Origin of the sequence: Bradyrhizobium daqingense (genome assembly GCF_021044685.1) — a bacterium.
GTDB classification, from domain to species: Bacteria; Pseudomonadota; Alphaproteobacteria; order Rhizobiales; family Xanthobacteraceae; genus Bradyrhizobium; species Bradyrhizobium daqingense.
Genome location: NZ_CP088014.1, coordinates 5,416,143 through 5,442,348, shown reverse-complemented (window position 1 = coordinate 5,442,348; position 26,206 = coordinate 5,416,143). Strand labels below are relative to the sequence as shown.

Sequence of the window (26,206 nt, the reverse complement as noted above, 5' to 3'; positions counted from 1 at the left end):
CGGCGCCTCGACCGCGAAAGACGGACAGGGAGGACCGACATGAGCGACGGCAAGACCGGCCTGCAACTGCGTTCGCTGCTGAAGAAGAGTGGCGAGCTGGAATTGTCTCTCGTCGAAGTCCCGACGCCGGAGCCGGCCGACGACGAGGTCGTGGTTCGCGTCGAGGCGAGCCCGATCAACCCTTCCGACCTCGGGCTTCTGATCGGGCCTGCCGACATGTCGGCGGCGAAGGCTTCCGGCACCAAGGAGATGCCGGTCATCACTGCCCAGATGCCGGAGGCGGCGATGCGGATGATGGGGGCGAGGTTCGACCAGTCTCTGCCGGTCGGCAATGAGGGCGCCGGCACGGTGATCGGGGCGGGCTCGTCGGATGCGGCAAAGGCGCTGATGGGCAAGACCGTGTCGATGATCGGCGGTGCGATGTACACGCAGTATCGCGTGCTGAAAGTCCGCGACGTCATGGAGCTGCCTGAGGGCACCACGGCGGCTGACGGCGCCTCCTGGTTCGTCAATCCGCTGACCGCGCTCGGCATGACCGAGACGATGCGACGGGAGAACCACAAGGCGCTCGTGCACACCGCGGCTGCCTCCAATCTCGGCCAGATGCTCAATAAGATCTGCATCAAGGACGGGATCGGTCTCGTCAACATCGTCAGGAGCAAGGAGCAGGCCGACATCCTGCACAAGATCGGCGCCAAATACGTGGTGGATTCCAGCGCCGCGAGCTTCATGGACGATCTCACCAATGCGCTGGTCGAGACCGGCGCCACGATTGCCTTCGACGCCATCGGCGGCGGCAAGCTGGCCAGCCAGATCCTGACGGCCATGGAGATTGCGGCCAACAGGACCGCGAAGGAGTACAGCCGCTACGGCTCCAACGTGTACAAGCATGTCTACATCTATGGCAGCCTCGACAATCGGCCGACCGAGCTGAACCGCTCTTTCGGCCTCAGCTGGGGTGTCGGCGGCTGGCTGCTCACGCCATTCCTCCAGAACATCGGGCCGGCCGAGATCGGCCGCCTGCGTCAGCGCGTCGCCTCCGAGCTCAAGACCACCTTTGCCAGTCACTACACCAAGGTGGTCTCGCTGACCGAGGCGCTCGATCTCGCCAACATCGCGGTCTACGCCAAACGCGCCACCGGCGAAAAATTCCTCATCAACCCAAATAAATAATGGCGACGTGCGAGGGCACGTCACCGAAAGAAGGTCTTGCCTTCTGAGCGAAGCCGGAGATTATTCCGCCGCCATTTGAAGCGGAAAATCCGCAGGGCGCTCAGAAGGGGACCTCTCCATGACTGATTTGAATCGCCGCCATTTGCTTGCAGGCGCTGCCGCCGTCGGTGCGGCTGCCGTTACTGGCCTTCGGCCGACCGCCGCCATTGCCTCAGTGCCACCGACCGGAACGCAGGCGCCGGGCTTCTACCGCTATAAGGTCGGCAGCTACGAGTGCACGTCGATCAACGACGGCGCGCGCACCTTTCCGATGCCGGAGAAATTCGTCGTCAACATACCCAAGGAAGAAGCCCTGGCCGCGGGCGAGGCGGCTTACATGCCGAAGGGCATGGTCACGGTGCCATTCAATCCGCAGCTCATCAACACCGGCTCCAAGCTCGTGCTGATCGATACTGGCAACGGAGTCGCCAACCTCGAGCCGAGCAAGGGCGCGGTCGGCCGCACCCTGCAAAATCTTGCCGCAGCCGGCGTCGATCCCAAGACCATCGACGTCGTGCTGCTGTCGCATTTGCACCCTGATCACATCAATGGCATCCGTCTCGCCGACGGCGCGCTCGCCTTCCCGAACGCGGAGATCATGGTGCCGGGCAAGGATTGGGAGTTCTGGACCAGCGAGGACAACGCCGCCAAGGCCGAGTCCAATCCGATGATGAAGAACTATTTCGCCAGCGTGAAGAAGACCTTTGCCGGTCTCGAGTCCAAGGTCACCAAGTTCGAGTCGGGCAAGGAAGTCGCACCCGGCATCACCTCGATCGCGACGCCGGGCCACACGCCCGGCCACACCTCGTTCGCGGTCGCATCGGGCGATGCCAAGGTCCTGATCCAGTCGGACGTCACCAACATCCCGGAATTCTTCCTGCGCAATCCGGACTGGCATGTGATGTTCGACTACGACGCCGCGCTGGCGCAGGCCACGCGCCACAAATTCTACGACATGGCGGCGGCCGAGAAGGCGACCGTGATCGGCTTCCACTTCACCTTCCCCTCGGTCGGTCATGTCGTGAAGGACGGCGCCAAATATCGCCTGATCCCGTCGGCGTGGAATCCGACGATCTGATCTGGTTGGACGTATGCGAAGGAGTTCGGGCCGCCGTTTGGCGGCCCGATTGTTTTAGGCAAACATCCGCTTTCGCGAAACACAGCGTTTCCAAATCGATCCGGTTCATGCACTTGCATCCAACGCTCCGGATCGCTTAAGTGCCGCCCCGGCACTCCCGCTCCAGCCCCCGAGGACACCCCATGGCCTACAACATCGTCGTGATCGCCGGCAGCCTGCGCAAGGACAGCTTCTCGCTCAAGATCGCGAATGCGCTCGCCAAGCTCGCGCCGGCCTCACTCAAGCTCGAGGTGATCACGCCGGCCGGCATCTCGTTCTTCAACCAGGATCTCGAGGGCGCGCCGCCTGCGGACTGGCTGGCCTTCCGCGAGAAGCTTCAGAAGTCGGACGGCGTCATCTTCGTCTCGCCGGAATACAATCGCTCGATTCCGGGTGTGCTCAAGAATGCTATCGACGTCGCCTCACGGCCCTATGGCAAAAGCTCGTTGCTCGGCAAGCCGGTTGGGATCATCTCGAACTCGCCCGGACCGCTCGGCGGGGTCAGCGCGGCCAAGCATCTGCAGACGATCCTGCCGGGCATCTCCGGTCCGATCCTCCAGCAGCCCGAGACCTATCTGAACGCCGTTGGCGACGCCTTCGATGCGGAGGGCAACCTGACCAAGGAGTCGCTCAAGCCCGTGCTCCAGGCCTATATCGACGCCTTCGCCGCGCACGTCGCGAAGCATCACGGCTGAGGCTTTTCCGCCGATACTTGCTCAACTATTCGTCATGGCCGGGCTTGTCCCGGCCATCCACGACTTGGCGTCAGCGACGAAGAACGTGGATGCCCGGGACGAGCCCGGGCATGACGAGGAGAGATCCGGTCAGGGGTAATTAGTAATCCCTTAACCAACCTGCCGCATCTTCCCAGGATGGTCTCCCGCGCGCGCCTGAAATCGATCCTGACCGGCCTTGCCCTCTATGCCATGGCCGCGGCCATCGTCGGCTATTTCGGCGTCAACGCCTACACCGGCAAATACGGGCTCAATGCCCGCCAGGAGCTGGATCAGGAGATCATCGCGCTGACCAGCGAGCTGGCACAGCTCAAGCGCGAGCGCGCCAGGAGCGAACAGCGCGTCTCGTTGCTGCGCACGTCGCGGATCGATCCGGACATGCTGGACGAGCGGGCGCGCTATCAGCTGGACTATGTCAATCCGCATGATCTCGTTCGGATGATCCCGGCGAAATAACGTTTTCGCTGCATTCGAAACCGCGATCGAAAGTGGCTGCGGATTGCTGCCGGCCGCGCCCCGCACCGTACCGAAAGTCGTAAGCCAAGAGGCTGCCGGTTGCCTTGACGGCGCCACCGCAGGGGCTCATGGCTTCAGACGCTGTCGCCCGGATTGACGCAGATCAACCGGGCCATGGCGGCATGGCTTAGACTGCCTTCCGGAGGAAACAGTGATGAATGGGTCAATGCCCCCGCATCACGCGGCCCGCGTCGAGGCCGCCATCGCGTCCGGCCAGGCCGCCCGGTCCGCGCTCGTGGCTTCGTGGCGTCGCTCGTCCCGATTGCATCATCTCGATCCCGGAGGCCGCACCTCGCCGATACGGCTGACCGAAGCCGAGCTGCGCCAGGCGCGGGAGCGCATCGCGCCGCTGCTGGCGGCCGCGCAAGGTGCGATGGACCGGCTCTATCAGGCCGTCGGCGCGAGCGGCTGCTGCGTTCTGCTCGCGGACGGCGAGGGAGTGCCGGTCGATCGTCGCGGCACGCCGGCGGACGATGCGACGTTTCAATCCTGGGGCCTGTGGACCGGCGCGCTCTGGAGCGAGGAGCACGAAGGCACCAACGGCATCGGCACCTGTCTGGTCGAGCAGCGCCCGCTGACGATCGATCGTGACCAGCACTTCTTCACCCGCAACACGCTTTTGAGCTGCACCGCCGTTCCGATCTACGACCATGAGGCGACGCTCGCAGGCGTACTCGATGTATCCTCCTGCCGCGCCGACCGCACCGACGCGTTCTCCAGCCTGATCGCGCTGGCGGCGGGCGAGGCGGCCAAGCGTATCGAGGCCGACCTGTTTCGCAGGGCCTTCGCCCATGCCCGCATCGTCCTGACGCAGGCCCCGGACGGAGGTTGCGGCGGCCTGCTCGCCGTTGACGCGGACGATCTCGTGGTCGGCGCGACCCGCTCGGCCCGGATCGGACTCGGGATCGCACCCGGCAAGGCGTTGCAGCCGGTGCCCGCGGCTGATCTGCTCGGCGGCGAACCCGCGCATGACCATCTCGCCGGCGGCCAACGCGCGGTGCTGCAGCGGGCGCTGCTCCGCGCCGGCGGCAACGTGTCGGCGGCCGCCAAGGCCCTCGGCGTCAGCCGCGCCACACTGCACCGGAAGCTGAAGCGGTTCGGGATCAAGCACTGAGCTGGCGCTGTTTCCTCAACCGTCATTGCGAGGAGCGAAGCGACGAAGCAATCCAGAATCTTTCCGCGGAGGGACTCTGGATTGCTTCGCTGCGCTCGCAATGACGATGTGGAAGACGCCTGGCACCCCAATTGCCCGTCGCCCGTTGCGGGCAAGTACGACTGTCGCAGAACTGCGACAGGTCCGCTCCATCATCGCATCCACCCGGGCTGACAGAAAACACCTCCCGCATCATCGTCTGCGCAAGTCGCGACCACGCGACGAATTGCGCAAACAGCAAACATCGGGAGTGATCAATGAACAAGGTGGAATTCCTCAGCGTCACCAAAGTTCCCTTCGCAGAGCGCTATGACAATTTCATCGGCGGCAAATTCGTCGCGCCGATCTCGGGCAAGTATTTCGACAATGCCTCGCCGGTAACGGGCCAAATCGTCTGCAAGATCGCGCGGTCCGACGCGCAGGATGTCGAGGCGGCCCTCGACGCGGCGCATGCCGCCAAGGCGGCCTGGGGCCGTACCAGCGTCGCCGAGCGCGCCGCGGTCCTGAACCGGATCGCCGACCGCATGGAAGAGAATCTCGAGCGTCTCGCCATCGCCGAGACCTGGGACAACGGCAAGCCGATCCGCGAGACCCGCGCCGCCGACCTGCCGCTGGCCATCGACCATTTCCGTTATTTCGCCGGCGTCGTCCGTGCCCAGGAAGGCTCGATCGGCGAGATCGACCACGACACCATCGCCTATCATTTCCACGAGCCGCTCGGCGTGGTCGGGCAGATCATCCCCTGGAACTTCCCGCTGCTGATGGCCTGCTGGAAGCTCGCGCCTGCGCTCGCCGCCGGCAATTGCGTGGTGCTCAAGCCCGCCGAGCAGACGCCGGCCTCGATCATGGTGTGGGCCGAGATCATCGCGGACATCCTGCCGCCGGGCGTCCTCAACATCGTCAACGGCTTTGGCCTCGAGGCCGGCAAGCCGCTCGCCTCGAGCCCGCGCATCGCCAAGATCGCCTTCACCGGCGAGACCTCGACCGGCCGGCTGATCATGCAATATGCCAGCCAGAACCTCATTCCCGTCACGCTGGAGCTCGGCGGCAAGTCGCCCAACATCTTCTTCAATGACGTCACCGCCGAAGACGACGATTTCTTCGACAAGGCGATCGAAGGCTTCGTGATGTTCGCGCTGAACCAGGGCGAGGTCTGCACCTGTCCGAGCCGGGCACTAGTGCACGCCGATATCTATGACCGCTTCATGGAGCGGGCGCTGAAGCGCGTCGCGGCGATCAAGCAGGGCGATCCGCGCGATGCCACCACCATGATCGGAGCCCAGGCCTCCGGCGAGCAACTCTCCAAGATTCTATCCTATATCGACATCGGCAAGCAGGAGGGCGCCAAGGTCCTTGCCGGCGGCGGCCGTGCCGAGCTCGCAGGCGATCTCGCCGGCGGCTTCTACGTGCAGCCGACCGTGTTCGAGGGCCACAACAAGATGCGGATCTTCCAGGAGGAGATCTTCGGTCCCGTCGTCTCGGTCACCACCTTCAAGACCGACGAGGAGGCGCTCGCGATCGCCAACGACACACTCTACGGCCTGGGCGCCGGCGTTTGGAGCCGCGACGCCAATCGCTGCTACCGTTTCGGCCGGGCGATCCAGGCCGGCCGGGTCTGGACCAACTGCTATCATGCCTATCCCGCGCATGCCGCCTTCGGCGGCTACAAGCAGTCGGGCGTCGGTCGCGAGACCCACAAGATGATGCTCGACCACTACCAGCAGACCAAGAACCTCCTGGTCAGCTACAGTCCGAAGAAGCTCGGCTTCTTCTAGTGAGGACGTTGCGCTCACGAGCTCGTCATGCCCGGGCTTGTTCCGCCTGCGCGGCCGAAGCCGCTTCGGCGAGACGAAGGCCCGGGCATCCACGTTCTTTGTGTCGCGGAGGAAGGCGTGGATGGCCGGGACAGGACCCGGCCATGTCGTTGCGGAAGCTGCAGTGCCCCGTGGACGACTAATTGATCGGCAGGATGATGCTGGCTGCTTGACGCGTTCACGAATCTGCGCGTCCGCCCGCCGGCCATCGATTTGTTGCCCGATCGGCGCCAAACATTTTGCAATATTTCGACCACGTTGCAGTGCGGCATAATGAAAGTCGTGCCATGTCGCCGCGGTGCTTTCCAAGGGTGTTTGAGTTGGGTTAGAGAGGGCGAAAGTTTTCTCTGACCCGGAATTCCTATGGCCGCACCCAAGAAAGCCGCCGCGAGCACGCCACACGACAAGACGGACGGCGGGTCGCCCCCGGAATTCACGAAGGAGCAGGAGCTCAAGGCGCTGCGCGACATGCTCCTGATCCGGCGCTTCGAGGAGAAGGCCGGTCAGCTCTACGGCATGGGCGCGATCGGAGGCTTCTGCCATCTCTATATCGGCCAGGAGGCCGTGGTGGTCGGCATGCAGATGGCCCTGAAGGAGGGCGATCAGGTCATCACCGGCTATCGCGATCACGGCCACATGCTCGCCACCGGCATGGACGCCAACGGCGTCATGGCCGAGCTCACGGGCCGCCGCGGCGGCTATTCCAAGGGCAAGGGCGGCTCCATGCACATGTTCAGCAAGGAGAAGCACTTCTACGGCGGCCACGGCATCGTCGGCGCGCAGGTCTCACTCGGCACGGGTCTCGCTTTCGCCAACCACTATCGCGGCAACGACAATGTCAGCGTCACCTATTTCGGCGACGGCGCGGCCAACCAGGGCCAGGTCTATGAGAGCTTCAACATGGCGGAGCTCTGGAAGCTGCCGGTGATCTACGTCATCGAGAACAACCGCTACGCCATGGGCACCTCGGTCTCGCGCGCTTCGGCGCAGCAGGATTTCTCCAAGCGCGGCGCGTCGTTCAACATTCCGGGCAAGCAGGTCGACGGCATGGATGTCCGCGCCGTGAAGGCTGCGGGCGAGGAGGCGGCAGCCTGGTGCCGCGCCGGCAAAGGCCCCTACATCTTGGAGATGCAGACCTATCGCTACCGCGGACACTCGATGTCCGATCCTGCAAAATATCGCACACGCGAGGAGGTCGAGAAGGTCCGCCACGACCAGGATCCGATCGAGCAGGTGCGCAACCGTCTCTTGGCCGCGAAGGTCAGCGAGCAGGATTTGAAGGCGATCGACGCCGAGGTGCGCGACATCGTCAACGCGTCCGCCGATTTCGCCCAGCATGATCCCGAGCCGGATGCCGCCGAGCTCTGGACCGACGTCTACCGCTGAACGCGCGCAAGCTTTCCTTGGAGAAGATATGCCAATTCAAGTGCTGATGCCCGCGTTGTCGCCCACGATGGAGAAGGGCAACCTCGCCAAATGGCTGAAGAAAGAGGGCGAGCCGATCAAGTCGGGCGACGTCATCGCCGAGATCGAGACCGACAAGGCGACCATGGAGGTCGAGGCGACCGATGAGGGCACGCTCGGCAAGATCCTGATCCCCGAGGGCACCGCCGACGTTGCGGTGAACACGCCGATCGCGACCATTCTCGCCGATGGTGAGAGCGCCGCCGATCTCGCCAAGGCCACCGCGCCGGCCAAGCAGGAGAAGGCTGCCGAATCGGCGCCGCCCGCCGCAGCAAAGGCCGAAGCCCCCGCGCCGAAGGCTGCGCCCGCTCCGCAGGTCGTTGCCGAGCCGGATCCGGAAGTGCCTGAAGGCACCGAGATGGTGACGCAGACCATCCGCGAAGCCTTGCGCGATGCCATGGCCGAAGAGATGCGTCGCGACGCCGACGTCTTCGTCATGGGTGAAGAGGTCGCCGAATATCAGGGCGCCTACAAGGTCACGCAAGGGTTGCTCCAGGAGTTCGGCGCCAAGCGCGTGATCGACACCCCGATCACCGAGCACGGATTTGCCGGCGTCGGCGTCGGCGCTGCGATGACGGGCCTCAAGCCGATCGTCGAGTTCATGACCTTCAACTTCGCCATGCAGGCGATCGACCAGATCATCAACTCGGCGGCCAAGACGCTCTATATGTCCGGCGGCCAGATGGGCTGCTCGATCGTATTCCGCGGGCCGAACGGAGCGGCTGCGCGCGTCGCCGCCCAGCATAGCCAGGACTATTCGGCCTGGTACTCGCACATCCCCGGCCTCAAGGTGGTTGCGCCGTATTCGGCCGCCGACGCCAAGGGCCTGCTCAAGGCCGCGATCCGCGATCCCAACCCGGTGATCTTCCTCGAGAACGAGGTGCTCTATGGTCACACCGGCGAAGTGCCGAAGCTCGACGACTTCATCATCCCGATCGGCAAGGCGCGCATCGTGCGCTCCGGCAGCCACGTCACGATCATCTCCTGGTCGAACGGCATGACCTACGCGCTGAAGGCCGCCGACGAGCTCGCCAAGGACGGTATCGAGGCCGAGGTGATCGACCTGCGCACGCTGCGTCCGCTCGACACCGAGACCATCATCAACTCGGTCAAGAAGACCGGTCGCGCCGTCACGGTGGAAGAGGGCTGGGCCCAGAGCGGCGTCGGTGCCGAAATCGCCGCGCGCATCATGGAGAACGCCTTCGATTATCTCGACGCGCCGGTTGCGCGCGTCTCCGGCAAGGACGTGCCGATGCCCTATGCCGCCAACCTGGAGAAGCTCGCGCTGCCTTCGGCGGCGGAAGTCGTCGAGGCCGCCAAAGCCGTCTGCTACAGGTAGACCCATGGCGGGCCCCAAGGAACAGCCACTGCCGCCCGACGTCATGACTCGCGACGACGCGGTCGAGATCCTGCGCGTGTTCGTGCTGGACGGTGGGCTGTCGATGGCGTTCCAGCGCGCCTTCGAGGAGCCCGACATGTGGGGCCTGCTGCTTGTCGATCTCGCCCGCCATGCCGCACGCGCCTATGCCCGCGAGAGCGAATATACCGAGGAGGACGCCTTGAACCGCATCCTCGACATGTTCCAGGCCGAGATCGAGCGTCCGACCGACACCGGCACCACGACGCCGCGCGGCAAGGGACACTGACTGTGGCGATCGAATCCCTTCATTTCGATTTCATGCTGGAGGCGATCCGCGAGGCGGAAGCTTCGATCGCGCAAGGCGGCCTGCCGATCGGCGCCGTGCTGACGCGCGACAACAAGATCATCGCCCGCGGCCACAACAACCGCGTGCAGGAGAACAATCCGATCCTTCATGGTGAGATGAGCTGCCTGCGCGAGGCCGGCGCGATCTCGTTCCACGACACGGTCATGTACACGACGTTGTCGCCATGCTCGATGTGCGCGGGCGCGCTCGGGCTGTTCAAGGTGAAGCTGGTGGTGATCGGCGAGTCCGTCACCTTCGAAGGATCCAAGGACATCCTCGACAAGTTCGGCATTCCCTGGATCGACCTTGCCGACGACCGCTCCATCACCATGATGAAGAATTGGCGTTCCAACCCCGCCAATGAGCGCCTGTGGCAGGGCGACATCGGCAACTAAACCTGGTCTGTTCGTCTTCACTCTCGGAGGCGACGTTTTGCAAAGTTCTTCTTGAGGTCAGCATGCCCATCAACATCCTGATGCCCGCTCTCTCGCCGACGATGGAGAAGGGCAACCTCGCCAAGTGGCTGAAGAAGGAAGGCGACAAGGTCAAATCCGGCGACGTCATCGCCGAGATCGAGACCGACAAGGCGACCATGGAGGTCGAGGCGATCGACGAGGGCACGCTCGCCAAGATCCTGGTGCCCGAGGGTACGCAGGACGTCCCGGTCAACGACGTCATCGCCGTGCTCGCCGGCGAGGGCGAGGACGTGAAGGCGGCAGGTAGCGCGAAGCCCACTGCCTCGGCTGCCCCGCCGAAAGCCGAGAAGCCTGCTGAGGCTCCCGCCGCTGCGTCGGCGCCCGCAGCGACCGCGCCCAAGGAAGCAACCAAGGCAGCACCGCCGCCGGCCGCGTCACCCGCGCCGCAGGCCGCCGCACCGGCCGCGCAGGGCAACGGCCATGGCGGCCGCGTGTTCTCATCGCCGTTGGCCCGCCGTCTTGCCAAGGAAGCCGGCATCGATGTCGGCATGGTCACCGGCACCGGCCCGCACGGCCGCGTGGTCGCGCGCGACGTCGAGCAGGCCAAGTCCGGCAAGGGCCTCAAGGCACCGGCCGCTGCGCCCTCAGGCGCGCCTGCGATCGCGCCGACCATGTCGGACAAGCAGATCCTGTCGCTGTTCGAGCCTGGCTCCTACGACATCGTCCCGCACGACGGCATGCGCCGCACCATTGCGCAGCGCCTGACCGCGTCGATCCAGAACGTCCCACACTTCTACCTCACCATCGACTGCGACATCGGCAAGCTGCTCGCCGCGCGCGAGGAGATCAACGCTGCCGCGCCGAAGGACAAGGAGAAGAAGCCGCTCTACAAGATCTCGGTCAACGACTTCGTCATCAAGGCGATGGCGGTGGCGCTGCAGAAGATCCCGAACTGTAACGTCAGCTGGACCGAAAGCGGCATGGTCAAGCATCACCATTCCGACGTCGGCGTCGCCGTCGCGATGCCCGGCGGCCTGATCACGCCGATCATCCGCAAGGCTGAGACCAAGACGCTGTCGACCATCTCGAATGAGATGAAGGATTTCGCCGCGCGTGCTCGTTCCCGCAAGTTGAAGCCCGAGGAATACCAGGGCGGCACCACCGCGGTCTCCAACCTCGGCATGTACGGCATCAGCCACTTCACCGCCGTGATCAACCCGCCTCATGCGACCATTCTGGCAGTCGGCACCAGCGAGGAACGTCCCGTCGTGCGTGGCGGCAAGATCGAGGTCGCCAACATGATGAGCGTGACGCTGTCCTGCGATCACCGTGCCATCGACGGCGCGCTCGGCGCCGAGCTGATCGGCGCGTTCAAGCAGCTGATCGAAAATCCGGTCATGATGATGGTGTGACGACAAATTCGCGTCGTCATTGCGAGCGAAGCGAAGCAATCCCGGACGTGACCGGCAGACTGGATTGCTTCGTCGCAAGAGCTCCTCGCAATGACGGTCTCGAACGTTAAGGCCGGTTGGAGCGAGAACGAGCGTACAGCATGGCCGATACATCCTTCGACGTCATCATCATCGGTTCCGGTCCCGGCGGCTACGTCACCGCGATCCGCGCCGCGCAGCTCGGCTTCAAGGTCGCGATCGTCGAAAAGTCCTATCTCGGCGGCATCTGCCTGAACTGGGGCTGCATCCCGACCAAGGCGCTGCTGCGCTCGGCTGAGATCTATCACTACATGCAGCACGCCAAGGACTACGGCCTGTCGGCGGAAAAGGTCTCCTTCGATCCGAAGGCCGTGGTGCAGCGCTCGCGCGGCGTCTCCAAGCGCCTCAACGACGGCGTCGGCTTCCTGATGAAGAAGAACAAGGTCAGCGTGATCTGGGGCGCCGCCTCGATCGACGCACCCGGCAAGGTCACCGTGAAGAAGTCCGACGTCGAGGGCCCAAAGGGCGCCCTTGGCGAGGGGAGCTATCAGGCTAAGCACATCATCGTCGCGACCGGCGCGCGGCCGCGCGTGCTGCCGGGCCTCGAGCCCGACAAGAAGCTGGTCTGGACCTACTTCGAGGCGATGGTACCGGAGCGGATGCCGAAGTCGCTGCTGGTGGTCGGCTCCGGCGCGATCGGCATCGAGTTCGCCTCCTTCTTCCACACCATGGGATCCGACGTCACGGTCGTCGAGGTGCTGCCGCAGATCCTGCCCGTCGAGGACGCCGAGATCGCCGGCCTTGCGCGCAAGCGGCTGGAGAAGCAGGGCATCAAGATCATGTCCTCGACCAAGGTGACGAAGCTCGAGAAGAAGGCCGACAGCGTCGTCGCCACCATCGACGACGGCAAGGGCAAGCCCGTCACGACCGAATTCGAGCGCGTCATCTCGGCGGTCGGCGTGGTCGGCAACATCGAGAATCTCGGTCTGGAAAAGCTCGGCGTGAAGACCGACCGCGGCATCATCGTGGTCGACGGCTACGGCAAGACCAACATTCCCGGCATCTACGCCATCGGCGACGTCGCCGGTCCTCCCATGCTCGCGCACAAGGCCGAGCATGAGGGCGTGATCTGCGTCGAGGCGATCAAGGGCCTCCATCCTCATCCCATGGACAAGAACATGATCCCGGGCTGCACCTATTGCCATCCGCAGGTGGCCTCGGTCGGTCTGACCGAAGCCAAGGCGAAAGAGAGCGGCCGCGAGATCCGCGTCGGCCGCTTCCCCTTCGTCGGCAACGGCAAGGCGATCGCGCTCGGCGAGGACCAGGGCCTGGTCAAGGTGATCTTCGACAAGAAGACCGGCCAGCTGCTCGGCGCCCACATGGTCGGTGCTGAAGTGACCGAGCTGATCCAGGGCTACGTCGTCGCGATGAATCTGGAGACCACGGAAGAAGAACTGATGCACACGGTGTTCCCGCATCCGACCCTGTCGGAGATGATGAAGGAAGCGGTGCTGGATGCTTATGGAAGGGTGCTGAATATCTAGCGTATTCCCGCTCGTCATGCGCGGGCTTGACCCGCGCATCCATCAAGCGAAGCGCTCTTCATGGATGGATTGCCGGGTCAAGCCCGGCAATGACGGATGCAGAAACTGGCGACATAAGGAAGAAGAAAGAATCGAGCCATGCACGACAACGACAACCTCACCATCGAACGCCCGACTTTCGTCACCCATCTCGAATGCGCGATGGAGGGCGATCACTACGCCGCCGACCAAGTCCACAACCTGTCCAAGGCCGGCAAGCCGCTTCTCGTCCGCTACGACCTCGCCGGCGTGAAGAAGGCGCTGACCAAGGATGCGCTCGCGCAGCGGCCCGGCGACATGTGGCGCTACCGCGAGCTGCTGCCGGTGCGCAAATGCAGGGACATCGTCTCGCTCGGCGAAGTGACCACCCCGCTGATCCGGCTGCCCAAGCTCGGCAACAAGCTCGGCGGCGGTGAGATCATCGTGAAGGACGAGGGACGCCTGCCGACCGGCTCGTTCAAGGCGCGCGGTCTCGTCATGGCGGTGTCGATGGGCAAGGCGCTCGGCATCAAGCACATGGCGATGCCGACCAACGGCAATGCCGGCGCGGCACTCGCGGCCTATGCGACGTCCTGCGGCATCAAGACCACGATCTTCTGCCCGGCCGATACGCCGGAGGTGAACGTCAGCGAGATCGAGCTGCAGGGCGCCACCGTCTACCGCGTCAATGGTTATATCGACGATTGCGGCAAGATCGTCGGCGAGGGCAAGGCCAAGGTCGGCTGGTTCGACACGTCGACGTTGAAGGAGCCGTACCGCATCGAGGGCAAGAAGACGATGGGACTGGAGCTCGCCGAGCAGCTCGGCTGGGACGTGCCCGACGTGATCTTCTATCCGACCGGCGGTGGCACCGGCCTGATCGGAATGTGGAAGGCGTTCGACGAGCTCGAGAAGATCGGCTTCATCGGTTCGAAGCGCCCGCGCATGGTCGCGGTGCAGGCCTCGGGCTGCGCGCCGATGGTGCGCGCCTATGACGCCGGCACCGAGCATGCGACACGCTGGGAGGACGCCCACACCATCGCATCGGGAATCCGGGTGCCGCAGGCGATCGGCGATTTCCTCATCCTGCGCGCGGTGCGCGAGAGCAAGGGCTTTGCCATTGCGGTCGACGACGACAAGATCTCGGCGGCGCTGAACGAGGTCGCGCGCGAGGAGGGGCTCTTGCTCTGCCCCGAGGGCGCCGCGACCTACGCCGCCTACAAGGACAGCCTCGCCGACGGCCGCGTCTCGAAGAGTGACCGCGTGATGCTGTTCAACTGCGCGACCGGCCTGAAATACCCGCTGCCGCCGGTCACCCGCACGCTCGATCGCCACAAGCCTATCGATTACGCCCAATTCTAGCGCGGCTATGCGCCAGGAATGATCCCTCTTCCCGTACGCGGGAAGAGCAAGAGCAATATCGACATCGCTGGGGAGAGGACAATGAAGAAGGCCGTCTGGGCTGCGCTGATTGGTATTCTCGCTGTAACCGGCGCTGCGCGCGCCCAGGATTTTCCGACGCGTCCCATCACGATCATCGTGCCGTTCTCGGCCGGCGGGCCGTCCGATGCTATGGCGCGGGTGCTTGCCGAGCGGATGCGGGTGACGCTGGGGCAGGCTGTGGTGATCGAGAACGTCACCGGCGCGGGCGGCTCGATCGGCGTCGGCCGCGCGGTGCAATCGCCGCCGGACGGCTATACCATCTCCTTCGGCCATCTCGGCACGCACGTCGCCAATGGCGCGGTCTACAAGCTCAGCTACGATCTCGTCGCCGACCTCGAGCCGGTGGTGCTGCTGCCGAGCAACCCGATGATCGTAGTGAGCAAGAATGCGGTGCCCGCAAATTCGCTGAAGGAGCTGCTCGAGTGGCTGAAGTCGCGGCCGTCGCCCCCGACCGCCGGCACGGCCGGCGCGGGCTCCGGCAGCCACATCGCCGGCGTTTATTTCGAGAATGTCTCCGGCATCAAGCTGCAATATGTGCCGTATCGCGGCACCGCGCCCGCCCTGAACGACCTCATCGCCGGCCAGATCGACCTCATCGTCGACCAGACCTCCAACTCCATCAACCAGGTCCGCGCCGGCACCATTCGCGCCTACGCCATCACCGACGACAAGCGCCTGCCGTCGGCACCGGAGATTCCGACCGCGGAGGAGGCGGGCCTGAAGGGCTTCAACATGACGCTGTGGTCGGGCATGTGGGTGCCGAAGGGCACGCCGAAGGAGATCGTGGCCAAGCTGAATGCGGCGGCCGTTGAAGCGCTAAACGATCCCGCGGTCAGGAAGCAGCTCGAAAGCCAGGGCCTGGAGATGACGCCCAAGGACCAGCTCACGCCCGAAGCGCTCGGCGCGCGCCAGAAGGCCGAGATCGCAAAATGGTGGCCGATGATCAAGGCGGCCAATATCAAGGTGGATTGAGCGGTGGGGCGTGCTTCGTGTAGGGCGCCAAACCATTCTCCCTCGTCCCAGGGCGGCCGCGACCGCGGCCATCCCGGGCCTTCGCACGAAGCGGGATCGTCCCGGTCGCCGTCACCGCAGGTTCGCGGGTCGCCGCACAATCACTCCGAGGTTTCGTTACTTGCTGCCAGCGCTCGCTCCAGGCACGGCATCAGATCGGAAGCGGCGAACGGCTTGCCGAGGAAACAGATTGCACCGGCCTTGAGCGCGCGCACACGCACGCTCTCATCCGGGAAAGCCGTGATGAAGATGAACGGCGTAGCCGAACCCTGCGCGCGCATCTGCGTCAGCAGGTCGATGCCGGTGACCAATGGCATCTGCACGTCCGCGATGACGCATGAGGTGTCGCTCGAAACGGTCGATCGCAGAAACTCGTCGGCGGAGGCGAACGTGTGGACGATGTACCCGCGCGATTCCAACAGGTTGTGGAGCGCCGCCCGCACGTAAGGGTCATCGTCGAGCACCGAAATGACCGAAGCCACTGACAAGACGTCCGCTCCTCGCTCGGGATTACGCTTGCCGTCGCTGCGGCCACACATAGGCTACGCAGGGTGGACCTCTCGGTCACCATTGGAAACTCATACTTAGGTTTGTATGTCGGGCTTGCCGGGCCGAATCCCGAGCGCCTCGCTCATTCTCACCAGGTCGGCCAGCGACTTCGCACCCATTTTTCGCATGATCTGGCCGCGATAGATTTTGACGGTGATTTCCGCCAATCCGAGCTGGACGGCCACTTGCTTGTTCATTAGACCGGCCGTCACCAGTGACAATACGTCTCTCTCCCGCGAGGACAGTGACTCGAACCGTGATCGGACGGTCGAGATTGTCCTGTTGAGGTGGCGGCGCTTGCGGTCCCTCTCGATCGCGGCCTGGACCGCGTCCAGGATGTCCTGGTCACGAACCGGCTTGGTCAGGAAGTCGATCGCGCCGCTCTTCATGGCCCGAACGGTCATGGGAATGTCACCATGACCGGTAATGAAGATGATGGGCGTGTGGATATTGGCCTTGGCAAGATCGCTCTGAAGGTCGAGGCCACTCGCTCCGGGCAGCCGGATGTCGAGCACAAGGCAACTGGGGACTTCCGGCGGCTTGGCCTGGAGGAGTTGCGGTGCCGAGCCGAATGCTTCGACTTTGAGGCCGACCGACTCGAACAGATTGGTGAGCGCACGTCGCATAGAGGCGTCGTCATCGACGATGAAGACGATTGGTTCATCGCCGTCATCTTGCGCCCGCGAAGGTCCTGCGCGTTCGGTCACGATGCCTCCTCTCGATGGACGGGCAGGGTGATCTGGAAAGTTGCGCCGTGCCCTCGGTTCGGAGCGGCAGAAAGTCGTCCGCCATGGGCCTCGACGATGGAGCGACAGATCGACAGCCCCATGCCCATGCCGGAGGACTTCGTGGTGAAGAACGGCGTGAACAGGCGGTCAATCGCCTGTTCGCAGATGCCGACGCCGGAGTCGGCGACGCTCACCAGCACCACGCCATCGCCGTCCGCCACTGAGCGGATTGCCAGCTCACGTGGGCGATCGTCGACGCCTTCCATGGCCTCGATCCCGTTCATGATCAGGTTGATCAGGACCTGTTGCAATTGGATTCGATCGCCAAAGATCTCGGGCAATGCAGATGATAGCTCCATTCGCACCGACACGGCATGACTGGCCATTTCGCGCTGAACGAGCGCCACGGCCTCCCGCACGACTGCGCTTGCGTCGAGCGGCACCATCTCGATGTCGGTCCGCTTGGCGAGCGCCCGGACGTGGCGGATCACGTCGCTGGCACGCTTGCCGTCTTCGATGATCCAGTCCACGGAGCGGCGGGCCGCGTTGAGATCTGGCGGGTTGCGCTGCAGCCAGGAGAGACAGGCGTCGGCATTTGCTATCACGGCGGCGAGCGGCTGGTTGATCTCGTGCGCGATTGAAGCTGTCAGCTCGCCCAGTGTCGTGACGCGCGTCACATGGGCAAGCTCGGCCTGGGCCTTGCGCAGCGCCTCTTCGGCCTGATCTGCCCGGATGGCCGCAGTCACGTCGGTGCAGACGCCACGATAACCCAGAAAAGCGCCTTCCGCGTCGAAGAACGGCTTGCCGCTGGTCCGGACATAGATCGCCTGACCGTTGCGGTCTTTGCTGCGATACACCAGGTCGCGGAACGGGACGTGGGCATCGAGCGCCTCCCGATGTTGTCGCCATTTTTCCGGTTCGAGATTCGCATCGGGCGCAATGTCCCAACGCGTGAGCCCGAGCAGGCCGGCGGGGGCCGTGATGGTATCGGAGTGTTCCGAGATATGGGTCACGCGATGGTCTGGCCCTGTCTCCCAAAACCAGTCAGACGCCGTTTCGGCGTAGTCGCGAAAGCGCTGCTCGCTTTCACGAAGCCTTCGCTCCGCCTCTTTGGTCGCCGTGACGTCGGTTACCGATCCGACGAACTCCACACGACCGCTGAAGTCCCGCGTCGCCCGGGCCACGGCCCGGACGTATTTGATGGAGCCGTCGGGCATCACGAGCCGGTATTCGTGATCGTAATCCTTGCCCTCTCGCGCAGCCCGAGCCGTGGTCTGTTGCACCGCGAGCCGATCGTCCGGATGAATACGCTGGAGCATGAAGGGGATTCTAGGCTTGGTCCCCTCGTCGCATTGGAATATGCGATATGTCTCCTTGGACCAGGTGATCTCTCCGGTTGCCGACCTCCAGCCGAAACTGCCGGTGTGGCTCAATTCCTGCGCCTGCGCGAGATAAGCCTCGCTCTGTCGCAGCGCATTCTCGGCTTCCTTACGCTCGGTGATGTTCTCGCAGGCGACCAGCACGATCGGCCCGCCATCGGCCCGCAGCATGGTCTTGGCGTTCTCGCGCACCCATAGTACCGAGCCGTCCTTGCGAACCTTCCGGATTTCCCAGGTGTGGGACTGATCGACGGTCTCGAGGCACAGCGTGACACATGCGCGGACGAAGTCGCGGTCTTCCTCGAAGAAGACATCCAGCACTGATCGGCCGATCAACTCAGTGGCCGTATAGCCGAGTTGCGCGGCCCCGAACGTATTCACGTTGATCACGGTTCCGACCGGATCAACCATGAAGTACATGACGGGGTTGTGCTCGAAGACTTGCTGCCACTGCTTGACCGACTCGAGCAAACTGGCGTCACCAGGCTCGACGCGCTGTTTCGTATTAACAGTCTGCCTGACGCAGTCGGCGAGGAACTGCACGGCTGACTTCCCGAACGTCGCTGCACGGCCAGGCTTCATCGCAGACGCTCCCGGCGCTCTCTGCGGAATGCAAGTAGAGCACGTTGCAGCCAGAGGAGCAATTCCGGCCAAAGTCGGATGGCCGATAAGACATTTGCCTCGGAACTGGCTGCTTTCCCGCTGTTCATCGCAGGGCATCAAGCGCGCCGTGCCAGCTTCTCTTCGCGGTGACCGTGCAGCTGACGCATGGTGCGCTGTCTCGTTGAACAAGAGTCAGCGCGAGACCCGGGCGACGACCGGACAAACCTAGGTATAGCCCCTCCATTCCTAGTCATGTCGGCCATTTACCTCCGTACAATTGAGCACCTCGTGGCCGGCGGACTAGGCTCATGACCATCGGGAGTGTCGGCCAATCAATCGCACAGGAACTGGTCTGAAACATACCGCCAAGGCGCCTCACCGACAGGCACACGACCAGGGACGGAGCCACCGCATTTCTCGATACGTAGCCGCGTCGCGGCAATTCACGACCCGCGAGAGGTCGAAGGGAACGAACCGGCACAAGCGCAAGCAACAGGGTGAGACAACAATGTGCGATACATCGGAACGTCCTGAAGGTCGCCTACCCGGATCCGAACGTTGCTCTTCAGTCAACGGCTGCGCGATGTGCGGCGGCAAGTTTGGCCTGATCCGGTACTATTCCTGGCGCACGGCGCTCTGCTCCAAGAAGTGCGTTGACGGTTTCCGCACGCGCCGCGAACGCGACCGCCGGTGGTTGTTTCGGGCTCAGGTCGCGTGAGGCTGAGTTGGAGGGCTGACATCGTTCAGCTCTGACAGGGAGCCCGTACGTTGAAACGCTCTCACAACCCGTTGTGCTGGATCATTCTCCTCGGCTCCATTGCGACGGTCCAGGCGCAGGAGACGGGACGGGGTGCCGTTCATCGGCAGCACCCGCCCCAGGATCAGGGGCTGCACGAAAAGTTCTATTCGACCTGGCACATGCCGGATAATCCCGGCATCAGTTGCTGTAACAGCTCTGACTGCTATCCGACCGACATCAAGTACATCGACGGCCAGATCTACGCACGGCGCAGGGAGGACGGGAGATACATTCTGATCCCGCCGCAGAAAGTGGAGCGAAACAGGGATAACCCGGACGGTCGAAATCACCTTTGCGCTCCGCCACCCGCACTGTCTCCAATGGACAGCGTTTACTGCTTCGCTTTGGGAGGTGCCACATGAGATTCGCGTTCGTGCTGGTGAATGACCGGACGCCGTTCCGGCAGACCTGGTGCTTGCAGTGCTGCGAGTCGATCGAAGGCGGATATCTCCGCGAGATCACGACGCGCCTGCCTTACTGCGACTATCAGTGCTACCGGCTGTTCTGCGAGGCGCTCGCGAATGATCGCATGAGGGCGGTGTCGTGAAATTCGTGGTGGTCAATCACGAGCCACCCCTGCACGCTGCGACATGCAGCACATGCTCGCGGTCGATCCAGTCCGGCTACGTCCGCCATGCGCGGACCCAGCACCGTTACTGTGACTACGATTGCTATCGGCGGCGCGAAGTCGTCACGCTGTTGACGCAATGGCCGATAGCTGGACGCGCAGGGCCGGCCGCCGGAAACGTCGAGATCGCCGCCGGCAACATGATCGAGATGTTGGCGGTCCTGGGTGCGGTCTCGTGCTGGAGCTACACGATCCAGACCTGGAGCTTCGCAAGAGCCTTGACCGCCGCATATTTGGACGGTCGCGATCTGATCGAGCTGGAAGGAGGTGACACCTAGCTACGCGACTGCACTCGCGTGGAAGCCGCAGCAACGCAACCTTGCAGTCGCCGCGTCCAGCCCCGGCGGCGTCGACTAGGGAGCGGGTGCTGCGGCCGCCACGGGTGCGGTGGCGCCGGCCTCCTTCGTCACCACGCGCTGGTCGCTCTTGCCGGCGATCATGCCGCTGTCTTCGAACCGGGCGCGGTAGACCAGCACGTTCTCCATCACGCGCTGGACGTAGTTGCGGGTCTCCGACAGTGGAATGCGCTCGACCCAGTCGACCGGGTCCACCTTCGGGTCTCTGGGGTCGCCGCGCGCCTGCACCCATTCGCGCACGCGGCCGCGGCCGGCATTGTAGCCGGCGAAGGTCATGATCTGGTTGCCGCGATATTCCGAGAACAGCGCGCTGAGCTCGGCGGCTCCCATCTGCGTGTTGTAGACGGGATCGGAGACCATCCTGCCCCAGTCATAGGTCAGGCCGAAGCGCTTGGCGGTATCGCGGCCCGCTTCCGGCGTCACCTGCATCAGGCCGACCGCGTTGGCGTGCGACTTGTCGCGCTGATCGAACGAGCTTTCGGTGCGCGCCACCGAATAGATCACGCTGGTCTCGATGGCAGGCGCGACCTGCTTGTGCTCGGGAATGCCGATGGTGGGGAAGGCGTAGTGGTCGAGCGCGAGCCCGCGCGCCAGGGCCGACTTGCCGATCTCCAGCATCACGCGCGCATCGTTGCGCTGCCTGGCGAGCTCGCCGAGCGCTTCCAGCGCTGCGGCGTCGGTGCTCTCCTTGGCGAAATCCTCGGCATAATAGAACACGACATCGCGCTCACCGAGATCGTAGAGCATGTTGGCCGCGCGCACGCGGTCGTCCGCTGACGGCGTGTCGGCGCCGGCCAGCACGGGCGAGGGCGGACGCAGCTCGATGCCGTCGAGGCCGAGCTTGGCGCGGGCGAGCTGGCCATAATAGGCGGTGTGGTAGCGCGCCGCCGCCCGATAGCTCATGCGCGCGTCGGCCGCCGCGCCCATCGCCTCGGCGGCGCGGCCGCGCCAATAATGGGCGCGCGACAGCGCAATCGGATTGGGCGAGCCTGCGTCGATCGATGCGAAATGCACCATCGCCGTCTTGGGGTCGTCGAGATAGCGCAGCGCGATCCAGCCGCACATGAAATGGTAGTCGACGCGGTAGACTTCCTTTTCCGGCACCGCGGCCGTGCGCACCACGTCATAGGCCGTCTTGGACTTGCCCTGGTCGAGCAGCTTGCGCGCCAACATGCGGCGCTCGCGCCACCAAGCATCGGTGTCCTGCGCGGCCATCGTGTCGGGCAGGGCGGCGAGGATCAATTCGGCCGCGTCGTCGATACGGTCGTTCTGAAGATGCCACTGGGCGCGGCACAGCACGTAGCCGAGATCGCGCCGCTCCTGGGCCGGGACGTCCTCGAGATAGTCCTTGGCCTTGCTCGACTTGCCGGTGACGGCCGCGCAGGCTTTCACGATCGCAAGCGCATCCTCGCCGAGCCGTTTGGCCGCGCGCCTTGCACCGTCATAGTCCTTGGCGCCCAGGCGCTTGTCCATGCGCGCGCGGTGATCGTCGGCGGACAGAAGATCGCGGAACGCGGCGTAGGAATCTTCTTCGCTCCGCTCCGACAGCTCGTCCGCGCGCCAGGCCTCGCGCACGAGACGGGCGGCCCTGTCGGTCTCGCCTTCCGTGAGCAGCACGCGGGCCAGTGCGAACTTGCCCTTGGCGCTGGTCGGCCGGTCCATGGTGAATTTGTGCACGGTGGCCCCGTCGCTCTTCTCCTGCCACAGCCGCGCCTCCGCGCGGCGGCGCAAGAGAGCGCTGCTCGGCCAGTCCGGATTGGCGGCAAGGAAGGCGGCATAGCGTTTGAAATTCGCCGTGCTCTCGGAGTGCCGCAGCATGTACCAGTCCGCGAGCTTCTGCCCGGCGGGATCCGCGATGCGGTCGCGAGCGGCGGTCGCATCCTCCGTCTTGCCCCTGCGCGCGAGGTCGATCGCATCCCGCAGCGCGGCAAGATCGCCGGTCAGCGGCGGCGGTGCCGGCTTGGCCGAGGGCTCGTCGACCGTCTTCTTCGATTTGCGCTTGGCCTCGGCATGCTTGCCGTGCCGCGCTTTGCCGGCGGCAGCGTGACGCGGCTTGCCGGCTTTCGCCTCATGCGTCTTCTTCGGTGCAGATGATTTGTGACTGCTCTTCGCCACGAGCTCGGTGGGAAGAAAGGCCATCGCGGCCACGGTCACGACACACGCGAGCGAGCGTAGGCACTGGTTCATTCCATGGTCCCCCTGCGAAACCACTACAAACCAAGGTCCGCGACGACATGCGGCTTGAGAATCGAAAGACGACAACCAAACGATGTCATGACATCGTTTCGCATTCCTCACGCTCCCGCAACAATGCGGCAAAATACGGATAGGAACTCGGGAACTTCCGAAATCGCGCAAAAGGCAGCGCCTTTAACCTTTGTTAACGATTAGGGCTCCCGCGACGGTTGCGCCTCGTCCAGGACGTCGGCCAGATTGCGCGTGCTCCCGCCGTCGATTCCGGTGTATTGAGTTCCATCTTTCCATTCTCCAGCCTTTGCCCTGCACCTATGCCGATTTTCAACCAGTCGATCCGGCGCAAGATCGTCGGCATCGCCCTCGGATTGATCGTCCTGATGCTGGTCACCTCGATTCTGTCGATGGTGATGTCGAGCAAGGTCGGCATTCTCCTGGACGAGCTGACCAACCGCTACATCCCCGCCTATGGCCATCTGGCGCGCGCCAATATCCGCTCGCTGGAGCGGGCGCTGGCGCTGCGGCGCATGGTCATGACCAAGATGCAGTCGCCTTCCGACGAGGAGGCCTATGCGGCCCGCCTGCGTGAGTTCGAGCAATCGGATCGGAAGATCGAGGAGGAGGCCGAGGCTGCGCGCAAGCTCATCAACGCGATTATCGACGATCCCAGGACGTACTCCGACAATGCCGCGCTGGCGCGCATCGAGCTCCGTATCGAGACCGCCGTCACCGAGCTGCGCCGCGATCTGAACGAGGAACACGGCAAGCTGGTCAAGCAGGTCGACGCCAAACAGATGGAGCAGGCCCGCACCACGCTGGAGCACCTCGACGTGCTGCGAGACCATTTCAATCAGAAGATCGACGCGATCCGCGGCGACATGCTGACGCAGGTCTTCTTCAGCACGTCGCAGGTGATCAGCCAGCAGCATCAGGCGATCATCGTGTCGGGCATTGTGACCTTGCTCGCAGCGATCGTCGGATTTGCCTTTGCGCTCCTGGTGAGCAGTGGCATCACGCGCCCGGTCCGGTTGTTGCTCGCCGGGACCCGAGAGGTCGAGGCGGGCCGGTTCGACAAGCCGATCAGCGTCTCGACGCAGGACGAGATCGGCGAGCTTGCCGCGGCCTTCAACCGCATGATCGAGCAGCTGCGTCACAACGAACGCATCCGTGAGACCTTCGGTCGCTACATCGATCCCAAGGTCGTGCAGGGCCTGATCGACCGGCCGGAGGTCGCCATCGAAGGCCAGCGCCGGGTCATGACCATCATGTTCTGCGACATGAGCGGCTTCACCTCGATGAGCGAGGGCATGACCCCGCGCGGACTCGTCAAGGTGATGAACCACTACTTCACGGTGATGTCCGGTCCGATCCGCAGCAATCGCGGCGTCATCGACAAATATATCGGCGACGCCATCATGTCCTATTGGGGCCCGCCCTTCATTGAGGAGGACGAGCAGGCGGCGCTCGCCGGCCTTGCCGCCATCGAGATGGCCGATCAAGTGCCTGCGCTCCAGAAGCAGCTGCCGGATCTGCTCGGCATCCGCGCCATGCCGGCGCCGTGCGACCTGCGCATCGGCATCGCCACCGGCGAGGTCCTGACCGGCAGCATCGGCTCCGAGCTGATGATGAGCTTCACCGTGATGGGCGACGCCGTGAATCTCGCCTCGCGGCTGGAGGCCGCCAACAAGGCCTACGGCACGCGCATCCTGGTTGCGCAGGCGACCGCGGACGCAATCGGCGCGCAGCTCGAGCTGCGTGAGATCGATCGCATCGCGGTCGCCGGCCAGAGTGCACCGCAGGCGATCTTCGAGGTGATGGGCAGGGCCGGCGCGCTCACCGGTCCGCAAGCGAGCCTGCGCACGCACTATGCCGAAGGTCTTGCCGCCTATCGTGCGCAGCGCTTCGGCGACGCCCGCGCCGCCTTCAACGCGGCGCTCGAAGCGGTACCTGGTGACGGCCCTTCGCGTACGCTGCTCGGCCGCATCGCGCAGTTCGAGGCTAATTCGCCGGGCAATGGGTGGGACGGCGCCTGGCGGCTGGACCAGAAATAGCCGTCCTTATCGAGCTGGCGTCGCTGCGTCGGGAAAAAACGGTTCTAGTCGATAACGATGTTCGCCGTGACCTATTTCCCGGGCTTACGTTAAGTGTCCCTTGTGGCGTTTGATGGGGACACGCCGATGACAGATCTTCATGACAGGCTGGAACGGTTCGAGACGCTCACCGCCGAATGCGAGCTGATTGCCAAGCTCGCCACCGACAGCAACAAGCGCGAATTCTACCTGAAGCTCGGCGAACAGTACCGCCAGCTGGCGGTGGATATGCGACAGGTGATTGCAGCCAGAGCTGCGGCCTGACCGGTGGCAATCCCTTCTTAACGTTTGGCGCGCATCCTCGGGTGCATGCGGGCGTCGCTGACCGGCGATACCCGTAGTGGGAAGGCCGGGGTTCGTTGCGATGCAGCGTTCCTCGCGAGTGTCGTTGTCGTGCTGACAGGGCAATCCCATGCGCCTCGTTGCAGTGATCATGTTTGCGCTCATGACGGCGGCCTGCGATCAAGGGCAGGACATCACTGGCTCGACCTCGGTCTCATCCTGCCCGTTGCGAAACTACAGCTACAATCCGCGCGACATGAAGCAGTGCGTCAACGCCTGCAAAGCGTGCGATCGTGGCACCACGGTCACCTGCTCAACGTCCTGTACCCTCAAGGGGGCTCGCTGAGCGGACCGGCGGATCACGGGTTCGCAGCAGACATGGCGCTGCCGGTGCTCGGGCACCGGAACGATTCACATGGATTAATCATTGAAGGAGCGGGCAGGACGCGGAGTCCGATGGAATGGGTATGCTCGATCCCGGCCGGTTCCTGGTATCGTGCTCGCAATGCGATGCCTGGCCGATGGCCGCCAACGTGAAACGTTCAAGCTGGTCGGCATCCCCGCACGAGGTCCGTTTCGTGTGCCCGCGCTGCCGCCGCGAGGAGACAGCGATCGTCTCGGCCTCCGGCGAGTTGACACCGATCAAGCGCATCGACGTCCCACCTCGTGACGTCGCCATCGCCTGGGCCCAGGCCCAGCGCCCAAGGGGACGGACATAGGAACCCGGCCGATCGCATTGCACGCGGGCATTGCAACCGTCGATTGACCCCGGCGTGGGCGCCCCCTAGATTGGCCGCTGACGGTTCTCCTTTCGGAGATCAAAAGGGAATGTGGTGCGAGATGTCCCCTACGTCGGGATTTTTTCAACGCCACGGCTGCCCCCGCAACTGTAAGCGGTGAATCTCTCGTCCTGTGCCACTGGGAAACTCGGTCCTGGGAAGGCGACGCAGAGGTAACGACCCGCGAGCCAGGAGACCTGCCGTCAGCCGTGGTCACACGCGAAGATGTCGGTCGGGGAGTA

At 64.1% G+C, this 26,206-nt stretch carries 24 protein-coding genes and 1 riboswitch; of the genes, 20 read left to right on the top strand and 4 right to left on the bottom strand.

Translation table 11 applies throughout. The annotated features are described in order from the left end of the window. Window positions 1–39 precede the first annotated feature (39 nt). The 14 genes from LPJ38_RS25755 to LPJ38_RS25690 all read left to right on the top strand — a co-directional run bounded on the left by LPJ38_RS25755 (window position 40) and on the right by LPJ38_RS25690 (window position 15,539). Window positions 40–1,173 carry a zinc-binding dehydrogenase gene (locus LPJ38_RS25755; protein WP_145639540.1) on the top strand — a complete coding sequence of 378 codons (1,134 nt, stop codon included), beginning with the start codon at window positions 40–42 and terminating at the stop codon, window positions 1,171–1,173. A gap of 118 nt (window positions 1,174–1,291) precedes the next feature. Then, the gene (locus LPJ38_RS25750; protein ID WP_145639536.1) at window positions 1,292–2,290 is read left to right on the top strand and encodes an MBL fold metallo-hydrolase; all 999 of its coding nucleotides are present in this window, start codon (window positions 1,292–1,294) and stop codon (window positions 2,288–2,290) included. A gap of 182 nt (window positions 2,291–2,472) precedes the next feature. Then, window positions 2,473–3,024, top strand: a complete 552-nt coding sequence (locus LPJ38_RS25745; RefSeq protein WP_145639533.1) for an NADPH-dependent FMN reductase — start codon at window positions 2,473–2,475, stop codon at window positions 3,022–3,024. Between the two features lie 177 nt (window positions 3,025–3,201). Further along, complete coding sequence (locus tag LPJ38_RS25740; protein ID WP_008567889.1) at window positions 3,202–3,519, top strand: FtsB family cell division protein; 318 nt, start codon at window positions 3,202–3,204, stop codon at window positions 3,517–3,519. 214 nt (window positions 3,520–3,733) lie between these two features. Beyond that, window positions 3,734–4,693, top strand: a complete 960-nt coding sequence (locus LPJ38_RS25735) for a helix-turn-helix domain-containing protein (protein ID WP_167520661.1) — start codon at window positions 3,734–3,736, stop codon at window positions 4,691–4,693. Window positions 4,694–4,989: 296 nt separating this feature from the next. Beyond that, window positions 4,990–6,507, top strand: a complete 1,518-nt coding sequence (gene adh, locus LPJ38_RS25730; protein WP_145639526.1) for an aldehyde dehydrogenase — start codon at window positions 4,990–4,992, stop codon at window positions 6,505–6,507. Between the two features lie 402 nt (window positions 6,508–6,909). Then, entirely contained in the window at window positions 6,910–7,932 is a 1,023-nt protein-coding gene (gene pdhA, locus LPJ38_RS25725) for a pyruvate dehydrogenase (acetyl-transferring) E1 component subunit alpha (protein ID WP_061847959.1), read from the top strand. A 28-nt stretch (window positions 7,933–7,960) separates the two neighbouring features. Further along, window positions 7,961–9,349, top strand: coding sequence for a pyruvate dehydrogenase complex E1 component subunit beta (locus tag LPJ38_RS25720; protein ID WP_145639523.1), 1,389 nt, complete (start codon window positions 7,961–7,963; stop codon window positions 9,347–9,349). A gap of 4 nt (window positions 9,350–9,353) precedes the next feature. Further along, the gene (locus tag LPJ38_RS25715) at window positions 9,354–9,656 is read left to right on the top strand and encodes a DUF5076 domain-containing protein (RefSeq protein WP_008547332.1); all 303 of its coding nucleotides are present in this window, start codon (window positions 9,354–9,356) and stop codon (window positions 9,654–9,656) included. A gap of 2 nt (window positions 9,657–9,658) precedes the next feature. After that, window positions 9,659–10,111: a nucleoside deaminase gene (locus LPJ38_RS25710; RefSeq protein WP_145639521.1), complete on the top strand. Its 453-nt coding sequence runs from the start codon at window positions 9,659–9,661 to the stop codon at window positions 10,109–10,111. A 62-nt stretch (window positions 10,112–10,173) separates the two neighbouring features. Continuing rightward, window positions 10,174–11,544 carry a pyruvate dehydrogenase complex dihydrolipoamide acetyltransferase gene (locus LPJ38_RS25705; protein WP_145639518.1) on the top strand — a complete coding sequence of 457 codons (1,371 nt, stop codon included), beginning with the start codon at window positions 10,174–10,176 and terminating at the stop codon, window positions 11,542–11,544. 140 nt (window positions 11,545–11,684) lie between these two features. Continuing rightward, complete coding sequence (gene lpdA, locus LPJ38_RS25700) at window positions 11,685–13,106, top strand: dihydrolipoyl dehydrogenase (RefSeq protein WP_145639516.1); 1,422 nt, start codon at window positions 11,685–11,687, stop codon at window positions 13,104–13,106. 138 nt (window positions 13,107–13,244) lie between these two features. After that, window positions 13,245–14,486, top strand: coding sequence for a threonine synthase (locus tag LPJ38_RS25695; RefSeq protein ID WP_145639514.1), 1,242 nt, complete (start codon window positions 13,245–13,247; stop codon window positions 14,484–14,486). A gap of 81 nt (window positions 14,487–14,567) precedes the next feature. Next, window positions 14,568–15,539, top strand: a complete 972-nt coding sequence (locus tag LPJ38_RS25690) for a tripartite tricarboxylate transporter substrate binding protein BugD (protein WP_167520660.1) — start codon at window positions 14,568–14,570, stop codon at window positions 15,537–15,539. Window positions 15,540–15,679: 140 nt separating this feature from the next. Here LPJ38_RS25690 and LPJ38_RS25685 read toward each other — a convergent pair whose 3' ends face one another. The 3 genes from LPJ38_RS25685 to LPJ38_RS25675 form a co-directional block, all read right to left on the bottom strand. After that, window positions 15,680–16,066, bottom strand: a complete 387-nt coding sequence (locus LPJ38_RS25685; protein WP_167520659.1) for a response regulator transcription factor — start codon at window positions 16,064–16,066, stop codon at window positions 15,680–15,682. 96 nt (window positions 16,067–16,162) lie between these two features. Beyond that, window positions 16,163–16,834 (bottom strand): response regulator transcription factor, encoded by a 672-nt coding sequence (locus tag LPJ38_RS25680; RefSeq protein WP_145639508.1) that lies wholly within the window; start codon window positions 16,832–16,834, stop codon window positions 16,163–16,165. Beyond that, a complete protein-coding gene (locus LPJ38_RS25675) occupies window positions 16,831–18,816 on the bottom strand; it encodes a PAS domain S-box protein (protein ID WP_145639505.1) in 1,986 nt (661 codons plus the stop codon). Before LPJ38_RS25675 ends, LPJ38_RS25680 begins: the two co-directional genes overlap by 4 nt. Before the next feature lie 1,178 nt (window positions 18,817–19,994). On the opposite strand from LPJ38_RS25675, the gene LPJ38_RS25670 reads away from it, so the two are divergent. After that, on the top strand, window positions 19,995–20,183 hold the full coding sequence (locus LPJ38_RS25670) for a hypothetical protein (protein WP_145639503.1): 189 nt from the start codon (window positions 19,995–19,997) through the stop codon (window positions 20,181–20,183). Continuing rightward, window positions 20,180–20,542, top strand: coding sequence for a hypothetical protein (locus tag LPJ38_RS25665; RefSeq protein WP_145639502.1), 363 nt, complete (start codon window positions 20,180–20,182; stop codon window positions 20,540–20,542). The genes LPJ38_RS25670 and LPJ38_RS25665 overlap by 4 nt, the downstream gene beginning before the upstream one ends. A gap of 75 nt (window positions 20,543–20,617) precedes the next feature. Here LPJ38_RS25665 and LPJ38_RS25660 read toward each other — a convergent pair whose 3' ends face one another. Then, window positions 20,618–22,807 carry a lytic transglycosylase domain-containing protein gene (locus LPJ38_RS25660; protein WP_145639499.1) on the bottom strand — a complete coding sequence of 730 codons (2,190 nt, stop codon included), beginning with the start codon at window positions 22,805–22,807 and terminating at the stop codon, window positions 20,618–20,620. A gap of 320 nt (window positions 22,808–23,127) precedes the next feature. Here LPJ38_RS25660 and LPJ38_RS25655 point away from each other — a divergent pair, with 320 nt between their 5' ends. The 4 genes from LPJ38_RS25655 to LPJ38_RS25640 all read left to right on the top strand — a co-directional run bounded on the left by LPJ38_RS25655 (window position 23,128) and on the right by LPJ38_RS25640 (window position 25,904). Further along, window positions 23,128–24,864 carry an adenylate/guanylate cyclase domain-containing protein gene (locus LPJ38_RS25655; RefSeq protein WP_167520658.1) on the top strand — a complete coding sequence of 579 codons (1,737 nt, stop codon included), beginning with the start codon at window positions 23,128–23,130 and terminating at the stop codon, window positions 24,862–24,864. A 126-nt stretch (window positions 24,865–24,990) separates the two neighbouring features. Continuing rightward, window positions 24,991–25,167: a hypothetical protein gene (locus tag LPJ38_RS25650; RefSeq protein ID WP_167520657.1), complete on the top strand. Its 177-nt coding sequence runs from the start codon at window positions 24,991–24,993 to the stop codon at window positions 25,165–25,167. A 148-nt stretch (window positions 25,168–25,315) separates the two neighbouring features. Further along, window positions 25,316–25,531 carry a hypothetical protein gene (locus LPJ38_RS25645; RefSeq protein WP_145639494.1) on the top strand — a complete coding sequence of 72 codons (216 nt, stop codon included), beginning with the start codon at window positions 25,316–25,318 and terminating at the stop codon, window positions 25,529–25,531. A gap of 115 nt (window positions 25,532–25,646) precedes the next feature. Next, window positions 25,647–25,904 (top strand): hypothetical protein, encoded by a 258-nt coding sequence (locus LPJ38_RS25640; RefSeq protein WP_145639490.1) that lies wholly within the window; start codon window positions 25,647–25,649, stop codon window positions 25,902–25,904. Window positions 25,905–25,968: 64 nt separating this feature from the next. Then, a riboswitch (cobalamin riboswitch) is annotated at window positions 25,969–26,183 on the top strand. The last annotated feature ends 23 nt before the right edge of the window (window positions 26,184–26,206 follow it).

Bases quoted from the DNA above. Each gene is read 5' to 3' on its own strand.
- LPJ38_RS25655 (WP_167520658.1), top strand. From the start codon at position 23,128: ATGCCGATTTTCAACCAGTCGATCCGGCGCAAGATCGTCGGCATCGCC.
- LPJ38_RS25755 (WP_145639540.1), top strand. From the start codon at position 40: ATGAGCGACGGCAAGACCGGCCTGCAACTGCGTTCGCTGCTGAAGAAG.
- LPJ38_RS25740 (WP_008567889.1), top strand. From the start codon at position 3,202: ATGGTCTCCCGCGCGCGCCTGAAATCGATCCTGACCGGCCTTGCCCTC.
- lpdA (WP_145639516.1), top strand. From the start codon at position 11,685: ATGGCCGATACATCCTTCGACGTCATCATCATCGGTTCCGGTCCCGGC.
- LPJ38_RS25735 (WP_167520661.1), top strand. From the start codon at position 3,734: ATGAATGGGTCAATGCCCCCGCATCACGCGGCCCGCGTCGAGGCCGCC.
- LPJ38_RS25645 (WP_145639494.1), top strand. From the start codon at position 25,316: ATGCGCCTCGTTGCAGTGATCATGTTTGCGCTCATGACGGCGGCCTGC.
- LPJ38_RS25705 (WP_145639518.1), top strand. From the start codon at position 10,174: ATGCCCATCAACATCCTGATGCCCGCTCTCTCGCCGACGATGGAGAAG.
- pdhA (WP_061847959.1), top strand. From the start codon at position 6,910: ATGGCCGCACCCAAGAAAGCCGCCGCGAGCACGCCACACGACAAGACG.
- LPJ38_RS25745 (WP_145639533.1), top strand. From the start codon at position 2,473: ATGGCCTACAACATCGTCGTGATCGCCGGCAGCCTGCGCAAGGACAGC.
- LPJ38_RS25690 (WP_167520660.1), top strand. From the start codon at position 14,568: ATGAAGAAGGCCGTCTGGGCTGCGCTGATTGGTATTCTCGCTGTAACC.
- LPJ38_RS25675 (WP_145639505.1), bottom strand. From the start codon at position 18,816: ATGAAGCCTGGCCGTGCAGCGACGTTCGGGAAGTCAGCCGTGCAGTTC.
- LPJ38_RS25750 (WP_145639536.1), top strand. From the start codon at position 1,292: ATGACTGATTTGAATCGCCGCCATTTGCTTGCAGGCGCTGCCGCCGTC.
- adh (WP_145639526.1), top strand. From the start codon at position 4,990: ATGAACAAGGTGGAATTCCTCAGCGTCACCAAAGTTCCCTTCGCAGAG.
- LPJ38_RS25720 (WP_145639523.1), top strand. From the start codon at position 7,961: ATGCCAATTCAAGTGCTGATGCCCGCGTTGTCGCCCACGATGGAGAAG.
- LPJ38_RS25640 (WP_145639490.1), top strand. From the start codon at position 25,647: ATGGGTATGCTCGATCCCGGCCGGTTCCTGGTATCGTGCTCGCAATGC.
- LPJ38_RS25695 (WP_145639514.1), top strand. From the start codon at position 13,245: ATGCACGACAACGACAACCTCACCATCGAACGCCCGACTTTCGTCACC.
- LPJ38_RS25670 (WP_145639503.1), top strand. From the start codon at position 19,995: ATGAGATTCGCGTTCGTGCTGGTGAATGACCGGACGCCGTTCCGGCAG.
- LPJ38_RS25715 (WP_008547332.1), top strand. From the start codon at position 9,354: ATGGCGGGCCCCAAGGAACAGCCACTGCCGCCCGACGTCATGACTCGC.
- LPJ38_RS25650 (WP_167520657.1), top strand. From the start codon at position 24,991: ATGACAGATCTTCATGACAGGCTGGAACGGTTCGAGACGCTCACCGCC.
- LPJ38_RS25660 (WP_145639499.1), bottom strand. From the start codon at position 22,807: ATGAACCAGTGCCTACGCTCGCTCGCGTGTGTCGTGACCGTGGCCGCG.